Below are 15582 nucleotides of genomic sequence, written 5' to 3' on the forward strand. Positions count from 1 at the left end.
TTAAAATATAAAATGTCAGAGTTACAAATTAACACGACCCAAAATGTAAAAATAAAATTCACTGCCGCTGGTGCGGGAGAACGTTTATTAGCATTCATCATAGATACCGCCATAAAAGTTGGGTATTTGTTGGTTTTAAATTGGACCTTTGGTGCATTTGAAAATATGGATGAGTGGTCTCAAATAGCCATTAATACGGTGTTGAGTTTTCCGGTTATGTTTTATACATTAGCTTTAGAATCGCTTTTAGAAGGGCAAACCATTGGTAAACGTGCTTTAAAAATAAAGGTTGTAAAAATTGATGGTTACCAAGCGTCCTTAGCCGATTATGTGGTACGTTGGTTTTTCAGAATTGTAGATGTTTATATTTTTGGCCTCGGTTTTTTTGTCATTATGTTTAGCAAAAAACAGCAACGATTGGGCGATATGGCGGCAGGAACAGCCGTTATCGCTTTAAAGGATAAGGTAAATATCAGCCATACCATTCTAGAAAACTTAAAAGCCGATTATAAGCCAACCTATCCCAATGTTATTAAATTATCCGATAACGATGCCCGTATTATAAAAGATACTTTTACCGTGGCACGAGCCTCAAAAGATTATCAAACCTTAATAAAGTTAAGAAATAAATTAGTTGAAGTTGTTGGAATTAAAACCATAAAACAAAAAACAGATATAGAGTTTATCGATGTTATTTTAAAAGATTATAATTTTTACACCCAAGATATGTAAGCAGAGAGCCACTTTTTCCTTTTCGAAAAAAGTGTGCGAATCGCTTACCCTGAGCGGGTGGAGGGTTCTCTTTAAAAGAAACTAATCTAATTTTAACCAATAGATAAACCTAATTAATTAAAAAACATGTTTCACACTCTAGATATTATAGGAACTATTGCCTTTGCCATTTCTGGTGTACTCGTTGCCATTAGTAAAAAAATGGACCTGTTCGGTATATTAATCATTGCATTTGTAACGGCAATTGGCGGCGGTACACTTCGCGATTTACTTATAGGAAACACCCCCGTAAGTTGGATGCAAGACATGACCTATACTTACGTTATCTTGATTACAACCGTAGTGACCATTCTGAGTAAAAGTAAAATCGACTACCTGCGTACCTCTTTACTTTTGTTCGACACTATAGGAATCGGCTTGTACACCGTAGTAGGTGTGGAAAAAGGTATTTCGGCAGGATTAAACCCCATTATTTGCATAGCTTTGGGTACCATATCGGCATGTTTTGGAGGCGTAATACGCGATATTCTGTGTAACGAAATACCCGTCATTTTCAGAAAGGAAATCTATGCCACAGCCTGTATATTGGGCGGATTGTGTTATTTTTTAATTCAAAATCTACCCATAGATAATAATGTGGTATTTATCATTGCTGGTTCTGTTGTGATTATCACCAGATTATTGGCTGTTAAGTTCAAAATTACCTTACCAACTATTTACAAAGATTAATTTATTTTGGGCGATCCTGCGCTCATACCTACAAGGTCTCCACTTCAACAAGCTCAGTGCGCGCAAAACCTTGCAGGATCGTTTCGGTCGGGCTATCCGCTATATATTTTTTCGTCATAGCGTGGAGCGAGCGACGTGACTATGACGTAAAAAAAGATGAGTTTATCCTGAGCTTGTCGAAGGGCATCACTCCCTAACGCAAACTTACTGCAAAGTAAAAGCCATACAAAATAGTATGGCTTTTACTCAATATATTAAGAGTTTCAATTATTAATTATTAGGTACAGGAAAACCTCTATCTCTTAACAAGGCTTCAATTTTAGCATCACGACCTCTAAATTTTCTAAACGCTTCAGCAGGATCCATAGAGTTTCTTGGCGCAAATAGATATTTTACCAATTTGTCTGCCACCTCTTTATCGTAAAAACCACCCGGAGCTTCCTTAAAAGCTTCAGAGGCATCACTGGTTAAAACATCGGCCCACATGTAACCGTAATAAGCCGTGGCATAACCTTCACCAGAAAATACGTGTCCAAAATGCGGTGTTCTGTGGCGCATTGGTAATTCTGCAGGCATGTTCAATTCGGCTAATGTTTCACGTTCAAATTTTGCAATATCAATATTTGTGGGGTCTGCCAAGTGTAATTTCATGTCCATAATAGCAGACGCCAAATATTCGGTAGTTGCAAATCCTTGATTAAAGGTTGATGCTTTTTTAATTTTTTCAACTAAATCTGCCGGAATCGGTTCCCCGGTTTTATAATGCACCAAAAATTGATTGATCACTTCGTCGGTAGATAGCCAACGCTCTAACAATTGGCTTTGAAACTCGGTATAATCTCGAACGCCGCCATTTAAAGTGGGGTATTTTACATTCGATGAAAAGAAGTGTAAAGCATGTCCGAATTCATGGAAAAATGTCGTGGCATCGTCCCAAGATATTAAAACCGCTTCACCCGGAGCCGCTTTTACAAAATTAGAATTGTTTGAAGCCAGTACATTTTTTTTGCCATCAAAAGTGGTGTGGCTTCTATAGGTTGTTGCCCATGCTCCAGAACGTTTTCCTTGGCGAGCAAACGGATCTAAATACCATAAACCAATGTGCTCTCCAGAGTCTTTATCGGTTACTTCCCAAACATTAACATCGGGATGAAAAACTGGTACGCTACCTTCTTTTACGGGTGTAAATTTATAATTGAACAAGCGTCCGGCCGTGTAAAACAAAGCATCGGTTAATTTGTCCAATTGCAGGTATTGCTTAACTTCATCGCTATCTAAATCGTATTTCTTTTTACGCACTTTTTCAGCATAATATCGGTAATCCCAAGGCTCAATAGTAATGTTATCGCTATTGGCAATGGCTTGCATATCGGCAACTTCTTCTTTTACACGACCAATAGCTGCAGGCCAAACGGCATCCATCAACGCCATGGCATTTTCTGGGTTTTTTGCCATACGGTCTTGTAATCTCCAATCGGCATAATTATCGTAACCCAATAATCCAACACGCTCTTTACGCAGTTTTAAAATTTCGGCAATAATGTCTTTGTTATCGTATTCGTCGTTATTATCACCCCGCGAATAGTAGTTGGTCCAAATCTTTTTACGCAATTCACGCTCGGTGGAATAGGTTAAAAACGGGTCCATGGAAGACCGTGTGTTGGTAATGGCATATTTACCATCTTGCCCTTTATCGGTTGCGATTTTAGCGGCAGATTTTATAAACCCTTCGCTTAAACCACTCAATTGGTCTTTGGTTAAATAAGTAACGTAATTTTCCTCGTCGTGTAGCACGTTGTTGGAAAAATCGTTGTAAAGACTTGATAACTCTTTGTTTATCTCAGCATAACGTTTCTTTTTTTCGGCATCAAGGTTGGCGCCATTCATTTCAAAACGTTTGTAAATTAAATCCACAACACGTTGCTGGTCTTTTTCCAAAGGCGTGTTTTGCGACGCTTCGTAAACCGCTTTTATACGATTAAATAATTTTTCGTTTTGGGATATTTTTGATCGGTATTCAGATAGTTTTGGTGCTAATTCGCCTTGCACCTTTCTAAATTCTGGAGAACTCATATTGCTGCTCAGTATACCGTAATATGTAAACACGCGATTTAGTTCCTCGCCCGAGCGTTCCATGGCAACAATCGTGTTTTCAAAAGTCGGTGCTTCGGTTTGGTTTGCAATAGCGTCAATATCCTTTAAGCTCAAATCCATGCCAATTTCAACAGCTTCTTTAATGTCTTCAACTTTCATTTTGTCAAAGGCAGGAACACCTTGGTAGGGGCCTGTCCATTCCTGAAGTAATATGTTGTCACTCATGGTTGCAATATCTCTTTTTGCATCTTTTTGGGTGTCATCTTTACAGCCAACAGCTGCAAACAACGCACAAAAAATTAATGGTTTAATCAGTGTTTTTGTATTCATTTTAGTTCTAGTTTATTAGGTTTGGAAAGATATTAAATAAGTCGAAGCTTTTTTATAATATTAAGTTAAAAGAAATGGATAAAAAATAGGCTAGAAGCCTTTGTTTTAGTACAAAATAAACAAAGTCTGAATAATGTGTTTTCTAAAAACGATATTGAATTTTAGTGGTCCCTTGTTTTCTGTTATTCAATAATTTCAACATTTCTGATATAAATGTTACTTAAAGGCCAATCAGCTTCATCGGTATCAACGGCGGCAATTTTATCGACCACATCCATACCTTTTATAACCTTTCCAAAAACCGTATAATCGCCATTTAAAAAATGAGCGCCACCTTTTTGGCACACAATAAAAAACTCAAAGGGCGAAGCTAGTTTATGCGGGTTATCAATCTCGCTACTGGGCATCGAAATAACACCACGATCGTGCTTAAACCCACGTTTGGTATCGGTTGGTAACAAATATTTGCCGATTTCAAAACGCTTTCTTGCTGTTTTTTTGTCATCACTATTTCCGCCTTGAATAATAAAATTTTCAATCGTTCGGTAAAATTGCGTGCCGTTAAAATATTTTTGCTTCGTTAAAAAAATAAAGTTCGAGCGATGGTATCTGGTTTCTTCAAATAATAAAATATCAATCGATCCAAAATCGGTGGTAATGCGTACTTTGTTTTCTTTGTGGTTTTTGTCGTATTCCTGAAAGAAATACATGGAGTTTTTGTCATCGAGTTTGGGGTACTTGCGCTTTTCTTCGATGGTGGTTACAACAGGTTTGCTTTCTTTTTTGGGTGTCAATGTTGTGGGGTGTCCTGAAATGGTTTTTTGTTTAGATTGTTTATCTTCACAATTCAAAAAAAATAAAAAAAGTAAAAGGAATAATTTAAAGCGCATTTAAAAATGAATTTTGATGATTTTTTAAAATCAATATCAAAAATAGAAAATATACCGCTTCCAGCCGAAGCTTCTCAATTTAAAATGGTGCCAACCTTTAGGCAAGAGTTGTTAAAAGAACAGGAAAGAGCCATTAAAAGCGCTAAAAAAGCTGGTGTTATGGCTTTGTTTTTTCCAAATAAAAAGAAAATAACAACGTTGGTTTTAATTTTAAGAAAGACGTATAACGGTGTACATTCGGCGCAAGTGGGGTTTCCGGGAGGCAAGTTGGAAGATTCAGACAAATCGCTGCAAGATGCTGCAGTTAGGGAAACTTTTGAAGAAATTGGGGTGCCCATGCAAGATATTAAAGTTGTAAAACCATTAACCCAAGTTTACATTCCACCCAGTAATTTTTATGTGTATCCGTTTATAGGCATTTCTGAAAAAACGCCAATTTTTATTAAACAAGATGATGAAGTTGAAGCGATTATAGAAGTGGAGTTGCAACATTTTTTAGATGATAAACAAGTTATAACCAAAACGGTTTCAGCATCGTATAGTGCTGAGGTTGAAGTGCCTGCCTTTAAATTAAACAATTATGTGGTTTGGGGAGCAACGGCAATGATGCTTAGCGAAATTAAAGACCTGTTAAAACAAATGCTCTAGTTTGCAAGATTTAGTACATTTGCGTACTTTAACTAACCAATTTTTTTTTGACGCGCGATTTATGGGATTATTTAAACGAAATCCGTTCGGACATATACTTTTTGTGAAAAAATGGCTCATCAGAATTCTTGGAGCTCTAACCCACAGACGCTTTCGTGGGTTTAACGAATTGCAAATACATGGTTCTGAGATTATCAAAACCCTACCCGATACCAACGTGCTTTTTATCTCTAACCACCAAACCTATTTTGCCGATGTGGTGGCTATGTTCCACGTGTTTAATGCGAGTTTAAGCGGTCGAGTAGATTCCATTAAAAATGTGGGGTATTTATGGAACCCGAAACTAAACATCTATTATGTGGCGGCTAAGGAAACCATGAAAGCAGGTTTGTTGCCCAAAATATTGGCCTATGTAGGTTCTATTAGTATTGAGCGCACGTGGCGATCTGAAGGTAAAGAAGTGAACCGACAGGTAAAAATGAGTGATATTTCCAATATTGGTAAAGCACTGGACGATGGTTGGGTTATTACCTTTCCGCAAGGAACTACCACGCCGTTTAAACCCATCCGTAAAGGTACGGCGCATATTATTAAACGTTACAAACCGGTTGTTGTTCCTATTGTTATTGATGGTTTCAGACGCTCTTTTGATAAAAAAGGGCTGCGGATAAAAAAGAAAAACATCCTGCAAACTTTTGAGATAAAAGAACCATTGGATATTGATTACGACAATGAATCTACCGAAGAAATCGTAAAAAAGATAGAACAAGCCATAGAGCAACATCCATCGTTTTTAAAAGTCATTCCTCAAAAAGAAATCGAAGCTCAAGAAGCCTTGAATAAAAAGCGTGAGTGGTAATTTGTAACGCCAAAGCATAATTTGCTATCTCCCAATAGTCTATACATATTGTTTTTAGTCTAGTTTTCTTTTTTTTAAGCAGACTTGTAAATATCTTCAACAGAATTTATTAGGTAAACAATAATTTATGACTCATGATTTAATTGTAAATTTTACGCCAACCGGCATGATTCCTACCAAGGAGATGACGCCTCACGTACCGGTTAGTGTTTCCGAAATTGTTGAAGATGTTCACCAAGCCTCAGAAATTGGTATTACCATGGCACATTTACATGCACGCGATGCCCAAACCGGAGCGCCCACATATAAAAATGAGGTGTACGCCAAAATAGTAGAGGGCATTCGTAAATATGCACCAGAACTGGTTATTTGTTTGTCTTTAAGTGGTCGCGATTTTAGCGAGCTAGACAAGCGTAGTGAGCCATTAATGCTCGAAGGGCATTTAAAACCAGATATGGGCAGTTTAACTTTAAGTTCGTTAAATTTCAATAAAACAGCTAGTGTAAATGCACCGGAAATGGTTAAAAACTTAGCGGTTATTATGAAAGAAAAAGGCATAGTCCCCGAGCTTGAAGCCTTCGATATTGGCATGATTAACTACGCCAAATATTTAGAACGAAAACAAATCATTCAAGCACCCTATTATTTTAATTTACTGTTTGGCAACATTGCCTGTTCGCAAGCCAATCTTTTGCATTCCGGGGTAATGATTAACGATCTTCCTAAAGGTTCACTGTGGAGTTTGGCAGGCATAGGGAATGAGCAACTTAAAATGAATTCACTCTCCATCGCTGTTGGTGGTGGCGTTCGTGTGGGCATCGAGGATAATATTTGGTATGATGCCGCCAGAACCAAACTAGCTACCAATGCCGATTTGTTAAAGCGCGTACATCTTATCGCCAATGCCAACGGACGCTCGGTGATGCCACCCAAAGATTTTCGGGTTAAAATGAATTTAGAACCTGGTTTTGGTAAATACGGGCGAAACTTTAAATAAAGCGCGTTTATGAAAACAAAGGAAAATCAGCATACACCCGCATTAAAAAAATATTACAACGTTGTTAAAAACGGCTTGTTTCTTTTCGGATTGAGAAATAGGTTGGCTAACCTAGGCATCGATATCAACCCGTATTATTGGGTTGAAGAAGAATACAAAAAGTGCGATGTCCCCAAAATAAAAGATGATGCTTCACAATACACCTTAAAATATCTAACACACGATCAAGTTAAATCCATTACGCAGCATTATGGCACCTACTATAATGAAGTTTTAAAAGGACTGGAAAAAGGCCAACTATGTGTAGGGCTTGAACACCGTGGCGAAATTGCCTGTTACACCTTTGTAGATTTAAAGGATTTCGAGTTTAAAGGACGGCTTTTTAAACTAAAACCCAACGAAGCTTATCTATTAAACATGTGGACGTTCAGTGAATACCGCGGAAAAAATTTAGCACCCTATTTGCGTTATCAAACCTATAGATTGTTGGAAGAGCGTGGCATAACCGCAAAATATAGTATTACGCAGTACTTCAATAAATCTTCCATAAAATTTAAAAACAAACTAAACTCTAAACACCACTTTCTTTATTTAAGTGTTGTCTTGTTTAAAAAATATGAGTGGAATTTTACCTTAAAAAAGTATTGAACACAACTATAAAACCGATTATAATTTGGGCGTTACCCCGCTTGGTCGCTGAGGCTCCCGAAACGGGGTCGGGCTTTCCAATACAATCTTTTTTTCGTGCCTCAAAAAAGGATTTCCATTACAATCCCTAACGCGGATACATCATGTTTTTAGTTTATTAAATAAATGTATAGTGTCTTCAAATTATTATTTGAATTTGTACGAAAAAAATGATACATTCGTTTACCTGTGCTGAACTTGTTTCAGTAACGTTGAATATAAATCATTTGCCCTGAATTTATTTCGGTATTAAAACGGATTGATTACTTAAAAGCCATTAGACACCATTAAAAACAAATAATGAGAAAAATATTTTACTTTTTACTTACATTAACATTTCTAACTTCTTGTAATGAAAAGAAGACAAACGATTATGCAAAAAGCGTAAAATCTACACAAGTTACTTCTAGTCCAACAAAGATTATTTTAAGTATAAAAGGCTATAACCCAAGTGAACATAAAAAATATATTGATATACAAATTATTACTTCTTTAAAACCGATAAAAGAGCAATTAAAAATTTCTGATGACGGAACTGTAAATTATGTGTTTTTAAACCAAAATAAAAAAGAAATAATTTTTGATTATGACAGTAGGACATTTTCATTGATTGTGAGCCCAAATGAAGAAGTATTAGTGGACTTAAATATTAAGGAATTATTGAATTGGTCTAAATTCAAAAATCCTAAAATAAGCGGAACAAATAAAACCACTAACAATTTAATTTTAGCTAATGCATCGTTTATTGATAGCTTAATTAAACAATCAACAAATGCTTTTGTTAAAGATAGTACATTAAACAATATTCGCTATAAAAACAAACGACTATCTGAAATGACAAATCAGTTAAAGGTTTTCAATAAATATGTGTCTGACAAAAAAATTAAAGATAAAATTTTCATCGATTGGGGCAAATCACAAATCAAATATAAAACAGGTTATGACTTAAGCTTATACCTTTCTATGAATAAAAGTAACCGAGATTTAGATGATGAAAATGAATATTTCAGTTTTATAAATGATGTAGGGTTTAATTCTAGCAATGAAATAATATTCAAAGTATATTTAGATTATTTAGAATCGTTAACAGGAAGCTATAATCTAATAGGTAATTGGTGTAATAAATATAAACTTAAAAGGGAAAATTTAAAAAAGCTTTGGCCTACACCATATTTTTTAAAGCTTGAAATACTTAAAAAACTTCCTCAAGGAAAAGATAGGGAAATAATGATGGCGTATCTATTTAAAAACGAAATTAGGCTATCAAAATACACAGGAAAAGAAATACCTAAAACCTATTTTGACTCTTTAAACCTTTATACTAAACCTGACTACATCTCCCAACTATTAAAAAAACAAGAAGTAGAAAGCAAACCAATTGAGGATTTAATAAAAGAATATGACTTAAACGAAAAGGAGAAAAACGAACTATTAGATTTATATAAAGACACCAAAGGTAAAGTGATTTATCACGATTTCTGGGCTACTTGGTGCGCACCTTGTATGAAAGAATTACCAAACTACAATAAATTAATTGCAACAACCAAAGGGAAAAATGTTGACTTTGTTTTTTATGGAGTGCATATGAAAAAAGAGGAGTGGAAAAAGACAATTAATAATTTAGACCTCAATGGAAAACACTATTTACTAACTAAAAATCAATTAGCCTTTTTTGAAAAATATTTTGGAGTGAGCAGTTTTCCTCATCATCAAATAATAAAATCAGACGGAACTATTGGAGAAAAAGTGACTTTTGGAACTTATCCGAATAATTTTGATGTAATAAATGAATTAATTAAAAAACATCAAATTTAAAAAAATAACGGTGGCTAACATCGGTAACCGTTGCGCAACCTCCATAAAAGTTCGTAAAGAACTTCTTTAAGCTCTTTTTATGGCTTTTTATTTTCTATTACTTCATTTCTCAACACAATTCTTTAGTTAATAACTCCTAACAAATCCCTTTTAAAAACCACATCAAAATTCCTATTTTGCGTCTTTAATTTAAAGCTAAATAAGTGAAGGTTTGTATTGCCGAAAAACCCAGTGTTGCCCGCGAAATTGCCTCTGTTTTAGGAGCCAACTCCAAACGTGATGGCTATTACGAAGGCAATGGCTATGCGGTAACGTACACCTTTGGGCATTTGTGCACGCTTAAAGAACCCAACGATTATAAACCCTATTGGAAAAGCTGGGATTTAAACAATTTGCCCATGTTGCCCGAAAAATTTGAAACCAAAGTCGTTGCAAATTCGGGTATTCAAAAGCAATTCAACATAGTAAAAAGTTTATTTGATAAAGCCGAAGTGGTTATAAACTGCGGCGATGCAGGGCAAGAAGGCGAACTCATTCAGCGTTGGGTAATGAATGAGGCCAACTATAAAGGCGAAGTGCAGCGCCTATGGATTTCGTCCTTAACCACCGAAGCCATAAAGGAAGGTTTTGAAAACTTAAAACCAGCAACCGATTACGATAATTTGTATTACGCCGGATTTTCAAGAGCCATAGGAGATTGGTTGTTGGGCATGAATGCCACGCGTTTATACACCGTAAAACACGGTGGTTACAAGCAAGTGCTGTCCGTTGGTCGTGTGCAAACACCAACTTTGGCCATGGTGGTCAATCGGTTTAAAGACATCGAGAATTTCAAGCCACAACCGTATTGGGAACTGCAAACTCTGTATCGCGATACGCTTTTTAGTTATGAGGACGGACGTTTTCTTAAAAAAGAAGACGGCGAAGCTTTAGCCAATAAAGTAAAGGAAAGCGATTTTGAAATAGAATCCATCACCAAAAAGAAAGGGAAGGAATACGCTCCAAAACTGTTCGATTTAACAGGGCTGCAAGTGTATTGCAATACCAAGTTTGGTTTTTCGGCCGATGAAACCTTGAAGATTGTCCAAAAGCTATACGAACAAAAAGTAGTCACCTATCCAAGAGTCGATACCACGTTTTTACCAAACGATGTATATCCAAAAGTCGCGGGTATTCTGCAAAAGCTAACCAATTATTCAAAATTAACGCAGCCGCTTTTAGGCAAGAAAATAAAAAAATCTATACGGGTTTTTAACGATAAAAAAGTCACCGATCACCACGCTATTATTCCAACGGGCATTCAAATCAATTTACAGTACAATCAGCAACAGGTTTACGATATTATTGTAAAGCGTTTTATTGCCGTATTTTATGACGATTGTACCGTATCGAACACCACGGTTTTGGGTAGTGCAGCAAAAGTGATTTTTAAAACAACCGGAAAGGAAATTTTGGAAAAAGGCTGGCGCATCGTATTCGAAAACCCAAATGCAAAAGACAAAGAATCGGGGATTTTGCCCACTTTCGAAAAAGGCGAAAAAGGGCCGCATGAACCCTCATTTTTAGAAAAGGAAACCAAACCGCCAAAGCAGTTTACCGAAGCCTCGTTATTACGCGCTATGGAAACCGCCGGTAAGCAAGTGGACGATGAAGAGTTGCGAGATTTAATGAAAGAAAACGGTATTGGCCGCCCCTCAACACGAGCCAATATTATTGAAACCCTTTTTAAACGCAAATACATAAAACGTAATAAAAAACAAGTGTTGCCAACGGTTACGGGCATTCAGTTAATTGATACGATTCAAAACGAATTATTAAAATCGGCAGAATTAACAGGTTCGTGGGAAAAACAATTAAAAGATATCGAAAAAGGCGAGTTTAGCGCGGGCGCTTTTATAAAAAACATGAAGCGTATGGTTGATGCCTTGGTGTACGAGGTACGCAGCGAAACCAAGCGCGCCAACATTTCGCAGGCGACGGTAATTAAAAATAGAGCCGCTAAAGCAACGGTTAAAAAGCAGGCGGGAATTACTGCCGAAATTTGCCCGAAATGTAAAAAAGGACAACTTTTAAAAGGGAAAACCGCTTATGGTTGTAGCGCTTATAAATCAGGATGTGATTTTGTGTTGCCTTTTAGTTTTGCGGAGAAAAAAATATCCGAAAAGCAGTTGATAAGACTACTTAAAAAAGGAAGTACCGTTAATTTAAAAGGTTTTAAAACCGATGCTGGAAAAGTTGAAGGCTTATTGCGATTTGATGACAATTTCAATTTAAAATTAGAACCTAAAGATAGACCTGTCAGGTTTCAAAAACCTGACAGGTCTGAAGAAAAAAACACATGCCCTAAATGTAAAAAAGGAACCATTATAAAAGGAAAAACCGCCTACGGATGCAGCGATTATAAATCGGGTTGCGACTTTAAAATGACCTTTGACGACGTGCGAGCGAAAATGGATGGGCAAGCTCCAACCAAGGATTTGGTTTATCGTATTTTGAATGGTAATGTTTAAAGCGTTTGTCATTTCGAGCGAAGCGAGAAATCACATAATTAAGAAGTTTAGAAAAGATGATGTCCCTTCCGATTGCTATCGGAACGTACCTCATTTCGACATGACAAACGATTTTGATTAACCCGTTGTGCATTTTGAATGAAAATAATTTCTATATGTCAGTTCGAGTGATTTTGAGGAACGAAAAATTGTATCGAGAACTTATTTATGGTTTAAAAATTCTTGTTCTCGATACAAATTTCATTCATTTCAATCGTAAAATTCACTCGAATTGACAGAATTCTGCAAAAATGCACAACAGGTTTTTTAATTAATAATATTTTAATGATTCTTACAGACGGAAGACACCACCATTTTATACTCTACAAACCCTATGGCTATTTAAGTCAGTTTAAAAGCCACGACTCCAAACAGCAGTCTAAAAAGTTTTTGGGTAGCCTTTTTGATTTCCCGGAAAACGCTATGGCCATTGGCCGATTGGATGAAAAATCGGAAGGTTTGTTATTGATTACCACGGATGGCAAAACGAGTGCTTTTGTAAACAGCCAAAAAGTAGAAAAGGAATATTATGCCCAAGTTGATGGCAATATTTCCGCGGAAGCGATAGAGCAATTAAAGTGTGGCGTGGAGATTGGGTTTAATGGCATTAAGTATAAAACCAAACCTTGTAAAGCATTTAAGTTGAATGAAACTCCAAACTTGCCAAAACGCTCAAAAAAAATTAGGGATGATAGGCACGGGCCAACATCTTGGGTATCGATTACCTTAAACGAGGGCAAATTTAGGCAGGTAAGAAAAATGACTTCGGCCGTTGGTTTTCCTACATTGCGATTGGTGCGCGTTCGGGTTGGGAATATTCAACTTGGCACGATGCAAGTTGGTGATGTTGTTGCGGTTGATTGGTTTTTAATATAAAAATTGATTCGTCATTGCGAGGAACTTTTTATGACGTGGCAATCTGTATAATCTTTCTTTGGTAAAGAAAATATCAGCTTTTAACGTTCCATTGAAAAGATTATCACAGTCGTGCCTCCTTCATAATAATGACGAATTGAATTAAACCTCCAACTTTTTAAGCTCTTTGTAATTTCGGTTTAATCGTTTTAAAAGAATGCCGTAAACGAGCCAATAAAACAAGAGAAGCACGCCGATAGCGACTACTAAAATTAGGATTGTAGCTATTATTATACCGGCATAAAATTTAAAAGCTTCACCATTTGCGGTAGCTTCTTTGACTTGATCGATAACTTGTTGGTCTCTGTCGAACTCAAGAAACAGAACAACGATGGTGGATACAACGAGATAGATTAAATTAAAGGCGACATATTGTTTTACCGTTTTTCTGGTTTTAAGGATATTTTCCATTAAAACCTTGGCATTATCGGTAGCCGAAATGGTTTTGTAGTTTTTAAAGAACAGGTAGAAAAAATAGCCTAAAATAATATAACCAATAACCATTAATGGGATGAAAATGGCATCGGCATCGTATTGGTTAAAGCGTTTCATGCTTTCGGAATCTTTTAGGAAAAAGGATATAAAGGTCCAGAACCCAAACTCCAGTAAACTGATGATAAATATCCACTTAACGATGGAAGACGACTTTTTTAATATCATCTTGTATATTTCGTTGTAGGTTAATTTTGGAAACGCATCGTCGCTTTTTTTCCAATCTTTTTTTAATAATTCTAGTTCATCCATAATGTTACGGATTTAATATGGTTCTAAGTTTTGTTTTAATTCGGTTCATTTTCACACGTGCATTCACTTCACTTATCCCTAAGGTTTCACTAATTTCTCGGTAATCTTTGTCTTCTAAATACAAGAAAACGAGTGCTTTTTCAATATCGTTTAATTGGTGTACGGCTTTGTAAAGCACTTTTAATTGCTGCTCTTCGGTGTCGTCATAATCTTCTGCTTTTATTTTAAATTCAACACCTCCAAAATCTTGGGTGCTAATCCTTCGTTTAGATTTTCGGTACAAAGTAATGGCGGTATTTAAGCCCACGCGATACATCCAAGTGCTAAACTTTGCATCGCCACGAAATTTGGGGTAGGCTTTCCAAAGTTGTATGGTTATCTCCTGAAATAAATCGTTATGGGCATCATAATTATTCGTATACAATCGGCATACTTTGTGAATAATGTTCTGATGCTTTTCTAGCAATTCAACAAAACTATGTTCAAGTTCTTTATTCAATTTGATGGTTTAGTTACAAGGTAAGTAGCTTAAATATTTAAAATGTTACAGCAACTTAAAACAATATTTTTAATTGAGGAAAAAAAGCTAAAAAATCTAATTTTAAAATGACGGGTTTTAACTGATTTATTTTGAGTGAATTAAATGGAATTATGAAAGCTAAAAAGCAAATATTTGCGGCGGCTTTTGTCTGAAATTAAAAATGAAATAAATGAAATAAGGGTGATTGTTTTAAAATTGAAAGGCAACGGCTATCTTTTTTAAATTTTTCAGCTATTTTGATATCTGGTTTTTGAAGGTTAAATGAATGCTTTCTATTTTTAAATTCATACATCTGATAATCAATATTTTAAATATGTGATATAGATTTTGTCTATGATTGCTTTAATAGGCCAAAAACGATAAAAAGTTGGGCTATTGAATAGGTAAGCATAATGCTAATGTTGGAAAATGGCAATGGCTCGTAAAATTTATTTAAGGCCAATAAACTATCCGAAGTTATAAAAAAAAGTGCACCTAAAAAAACTAAAATGAAACTGTTTTTGGTTACATTTCCTTGTCGTAAAAATGCTGTAATCGCCATTAATAAAATAATGCCCATGTATACAATTACAGGTATCAATAAATCGCCTAAACCAGCTTTTAAAAAGTAAAATAAGGTCGCTGCATAAATGAGTAACAACGCAGTAAAAGGAAGCACCTTTTTTGAATTCTTTTTCTTTCTCAAAAAAACCAAAACATACATAATGTGCGCCAATAAAAAGGCTAGTAATCCGCTTATAAAATAGTTGGCAGATGCATTTACAAACATTAAAAACACATCGCCCAATAGCGAAAACAGCAAAGCTAAAAGTGTAAGCCATTTTGTTTTGGCATCCAAATGTTGCGCGTGTTTCCAAAAGAAGAAAATGAGCGAAATTAAAATTGAAGGCTTGGTAAAATAATGGTAAGTGCTTAAACTTTCAACAGAGCCGCAAATCAATTCTGCCATAACAATTATTGAGAAAACGAATGAAAATGATATCTCGGATTTGTTGAGCATAACGTTGATTTTTTCAAATATATTCAATTCATCATTAAAATTTTACAGTTCG

14 protein-coding genes are annotated in these 15582 nt (G+C 35.7%); 9 read left to right on the top strand and 5 right to left on the bottom strand.

Annotated elements, in window-relative coordinates; all coding sequences use genetic code 11:
• Positions 1-12: 12 nt before the first annotated feature.
• Positions 13-732 carry an RDD family protein gene (locus RNZ46_RS10910; RefSeq protein ID WP_316982233.1) on the top strand — a complete coding sequence of 240 codons (720 nt, stop codon included), beginning with the start codon at positions 13-15 and terminating at the stop codon, positions 730-732.
• A 126-nt stretch (positions 733-858) separates the two neighbouring features.
• The gene (locus RNZ46_RS10915; RefSeq protein WP_316982234.1) at positions 859-1461 is read left to right on the top strand and encodes a trimeric intracellular cation channel family protein; all 603 of its coding nucleotides are present in this window, start codon (positions 859-861) and stop codon (positions 1459-1461) included.
• A gap of 270 nt (positions 1462-1731) precedes the next feature.
• On the opposite strand, the gene RNZ46_RS10920 is transcribed toward RNZ46_RS10915, so the two are convergent.
• Both RNZ46_RS10920 and RNZ46_RS10925 read right to left on the bottom strand, forming a co-directional pair.
• Entirely contained in the window at positions 1732-3885 is a 2154-nt protein-coding gene (locus tag RNZ46_RS10920; RefSeq protein WP_316982235.1) for a M3 family metallopeptidase, read from the bottom strand.
• Between the two features lie 182 nt (positions 3886-4067).
• Positions 4068-4775, bottom strand: coding sequence for a peptidylprolyl isomerase (locus tag RNZ46_RS10925; protein WP_316982236.1), 708 nt, complete (start codon positions 4773-4775; stop codon positions 4068-4070).
• 6 nt (positions 4776-4781) lie between these two features.
• Between RNZ46_RS10925 and RNZ46_RS10930 the strand changes: the two genes are divergently transcribed.
• The 7 genes from RNZ46_RS10930 to RNZ46_RS10960 all read left to right on the top strand — a co-directional run bounded on the left by RNZ46_RS10930 (position 4782) and on the right by RNZ46_RS10960 (position 13206).
• Complete coding sequence (locus RNZ46_RS10930) at positions 4782-5423, top strand: NUDIX hydrolase (protein WP_316982237.1); 642 nt, start codon at positions 4782-4784, stop codon at positions 5421-5423.
• A gap of 61 nt (positions 5424-5484) precedes the next feature.
• Positions 5485-6282 (top strand): lysophospholipid acyltransferase family protein, encoded by a 798-nt coding sequence (locus RNZ46_RS10935; RefSeq protein WP_316982238.1) that lies wholly within the window; start codon positions 5485-5487, stop codon positions 6280-6282.
• A gap of 127 nt (positions 6283-6409) precedes the next feature.
• Complete coding sequence (locus tag RNZ46_RS10940; protein ID WP_316982239.1) at positions 6410-7279, top strand: beta-keto acid cleavage family enzyme; 870 nt, start codon at positions 6410-6412, stop codon at positions 7277-7279.
• A gap of 9 nt (positions 7280-7288) precedes the next feature.
• Entirely contained in the window at positions 7289-7927 is a 639-nt protein-coding gene (locus RNZ46_RS10945) for a GNAT family N-acetyltransferase (RefSeq protein WP_316982240.1), read from the top strand.
• A gap of 339 nt (positions 7928-8266) precedes the next feature.
• Positions 8267-9781: a TlpA family protein disulfide reductase gene (locus tag RNZ46_RS10950; protein ID WP_316982241.1), complete on the top strand. Its 1515-nt coding sequence runs from the start codon at positions 8267-8269 to the stop codon at positions 9779-9781.
• 203 nt (positions 9782-9984) lie between these two features.
• Positions 9985-12291 (top strand): type IA DNA topoisomerase, encoded by a 2307-nt coding sequence (locus RNZ46_RS10955; protein WP_316982242.1) that lies wholly within the window; start codon positions 9985-9987, stop codon positions 12289-12291.
• Positions 12292-12615: 324 nt separating this feature from the next.
• Positions 12616-13206, top strand: a complete 591-nt coding sequence (locus RNZ46_RS10960; protein ID WP_316982243.1) for a pseudouridine synthase — start codon at positions 12616-12618, stop codon at positions 13204-13206.
• Positions 13207-13347: 141 nt separating this feature from the next.
• On the opposite strand, the gene RNZ46_RS10965 is transcribed toward RNZ46_RS10960, so the two are convergent.
• The 3 genes from RNZ46_RS10965 to RNZ46_RS10975 form a co-directional block, all read right to left on the bottom strand.
• A complete protein-coding gene (locus tag RNZ46_RS10965) occupies positions 13348-13989 on the bottom strand; it encodes a DUF8845 family protein (protein WP_316982244.1) in 642 nt (213 codons plus the stop codon).
• 4 nt (positions 13990-13993) lie between these two features.
• The gene (locus tag RNZ46_RS10970) at positions 13994-14488 is read right to left on the bottom strand and encodes an RNA polymerase sigma factor (protein WP_316982245.1); all 495 of its coding nucleotides are present in this window, start codon (positions 14486-14488) and stop codon (positions 13994-13996) included.
• 373 nt (positions 14489-14861) lie between these two features.
• Positions 14862-15530, bottom strand: a complete 669-nt coding sequence (locus tag RNZ46_RS10975; protein ID WP_316982246.1) for a lysoplasmalogenase — start codon at positions 15528-15530, stop codon at positions 14862-14864.
• Positions 15531-15582: the final 52 nt, after the last annotated feature.

The organism is Hwangdonia lutea (assembly GCF_032814565.1).
In the GTDB taxonomy this organism is placed as follows: domain Bacteria; phylum Bacteroidota; class Bacteroidia; order Flavobacteriales; family Flavobacteriaceae; genus Hwangdonia; species Hwangdonia lutea.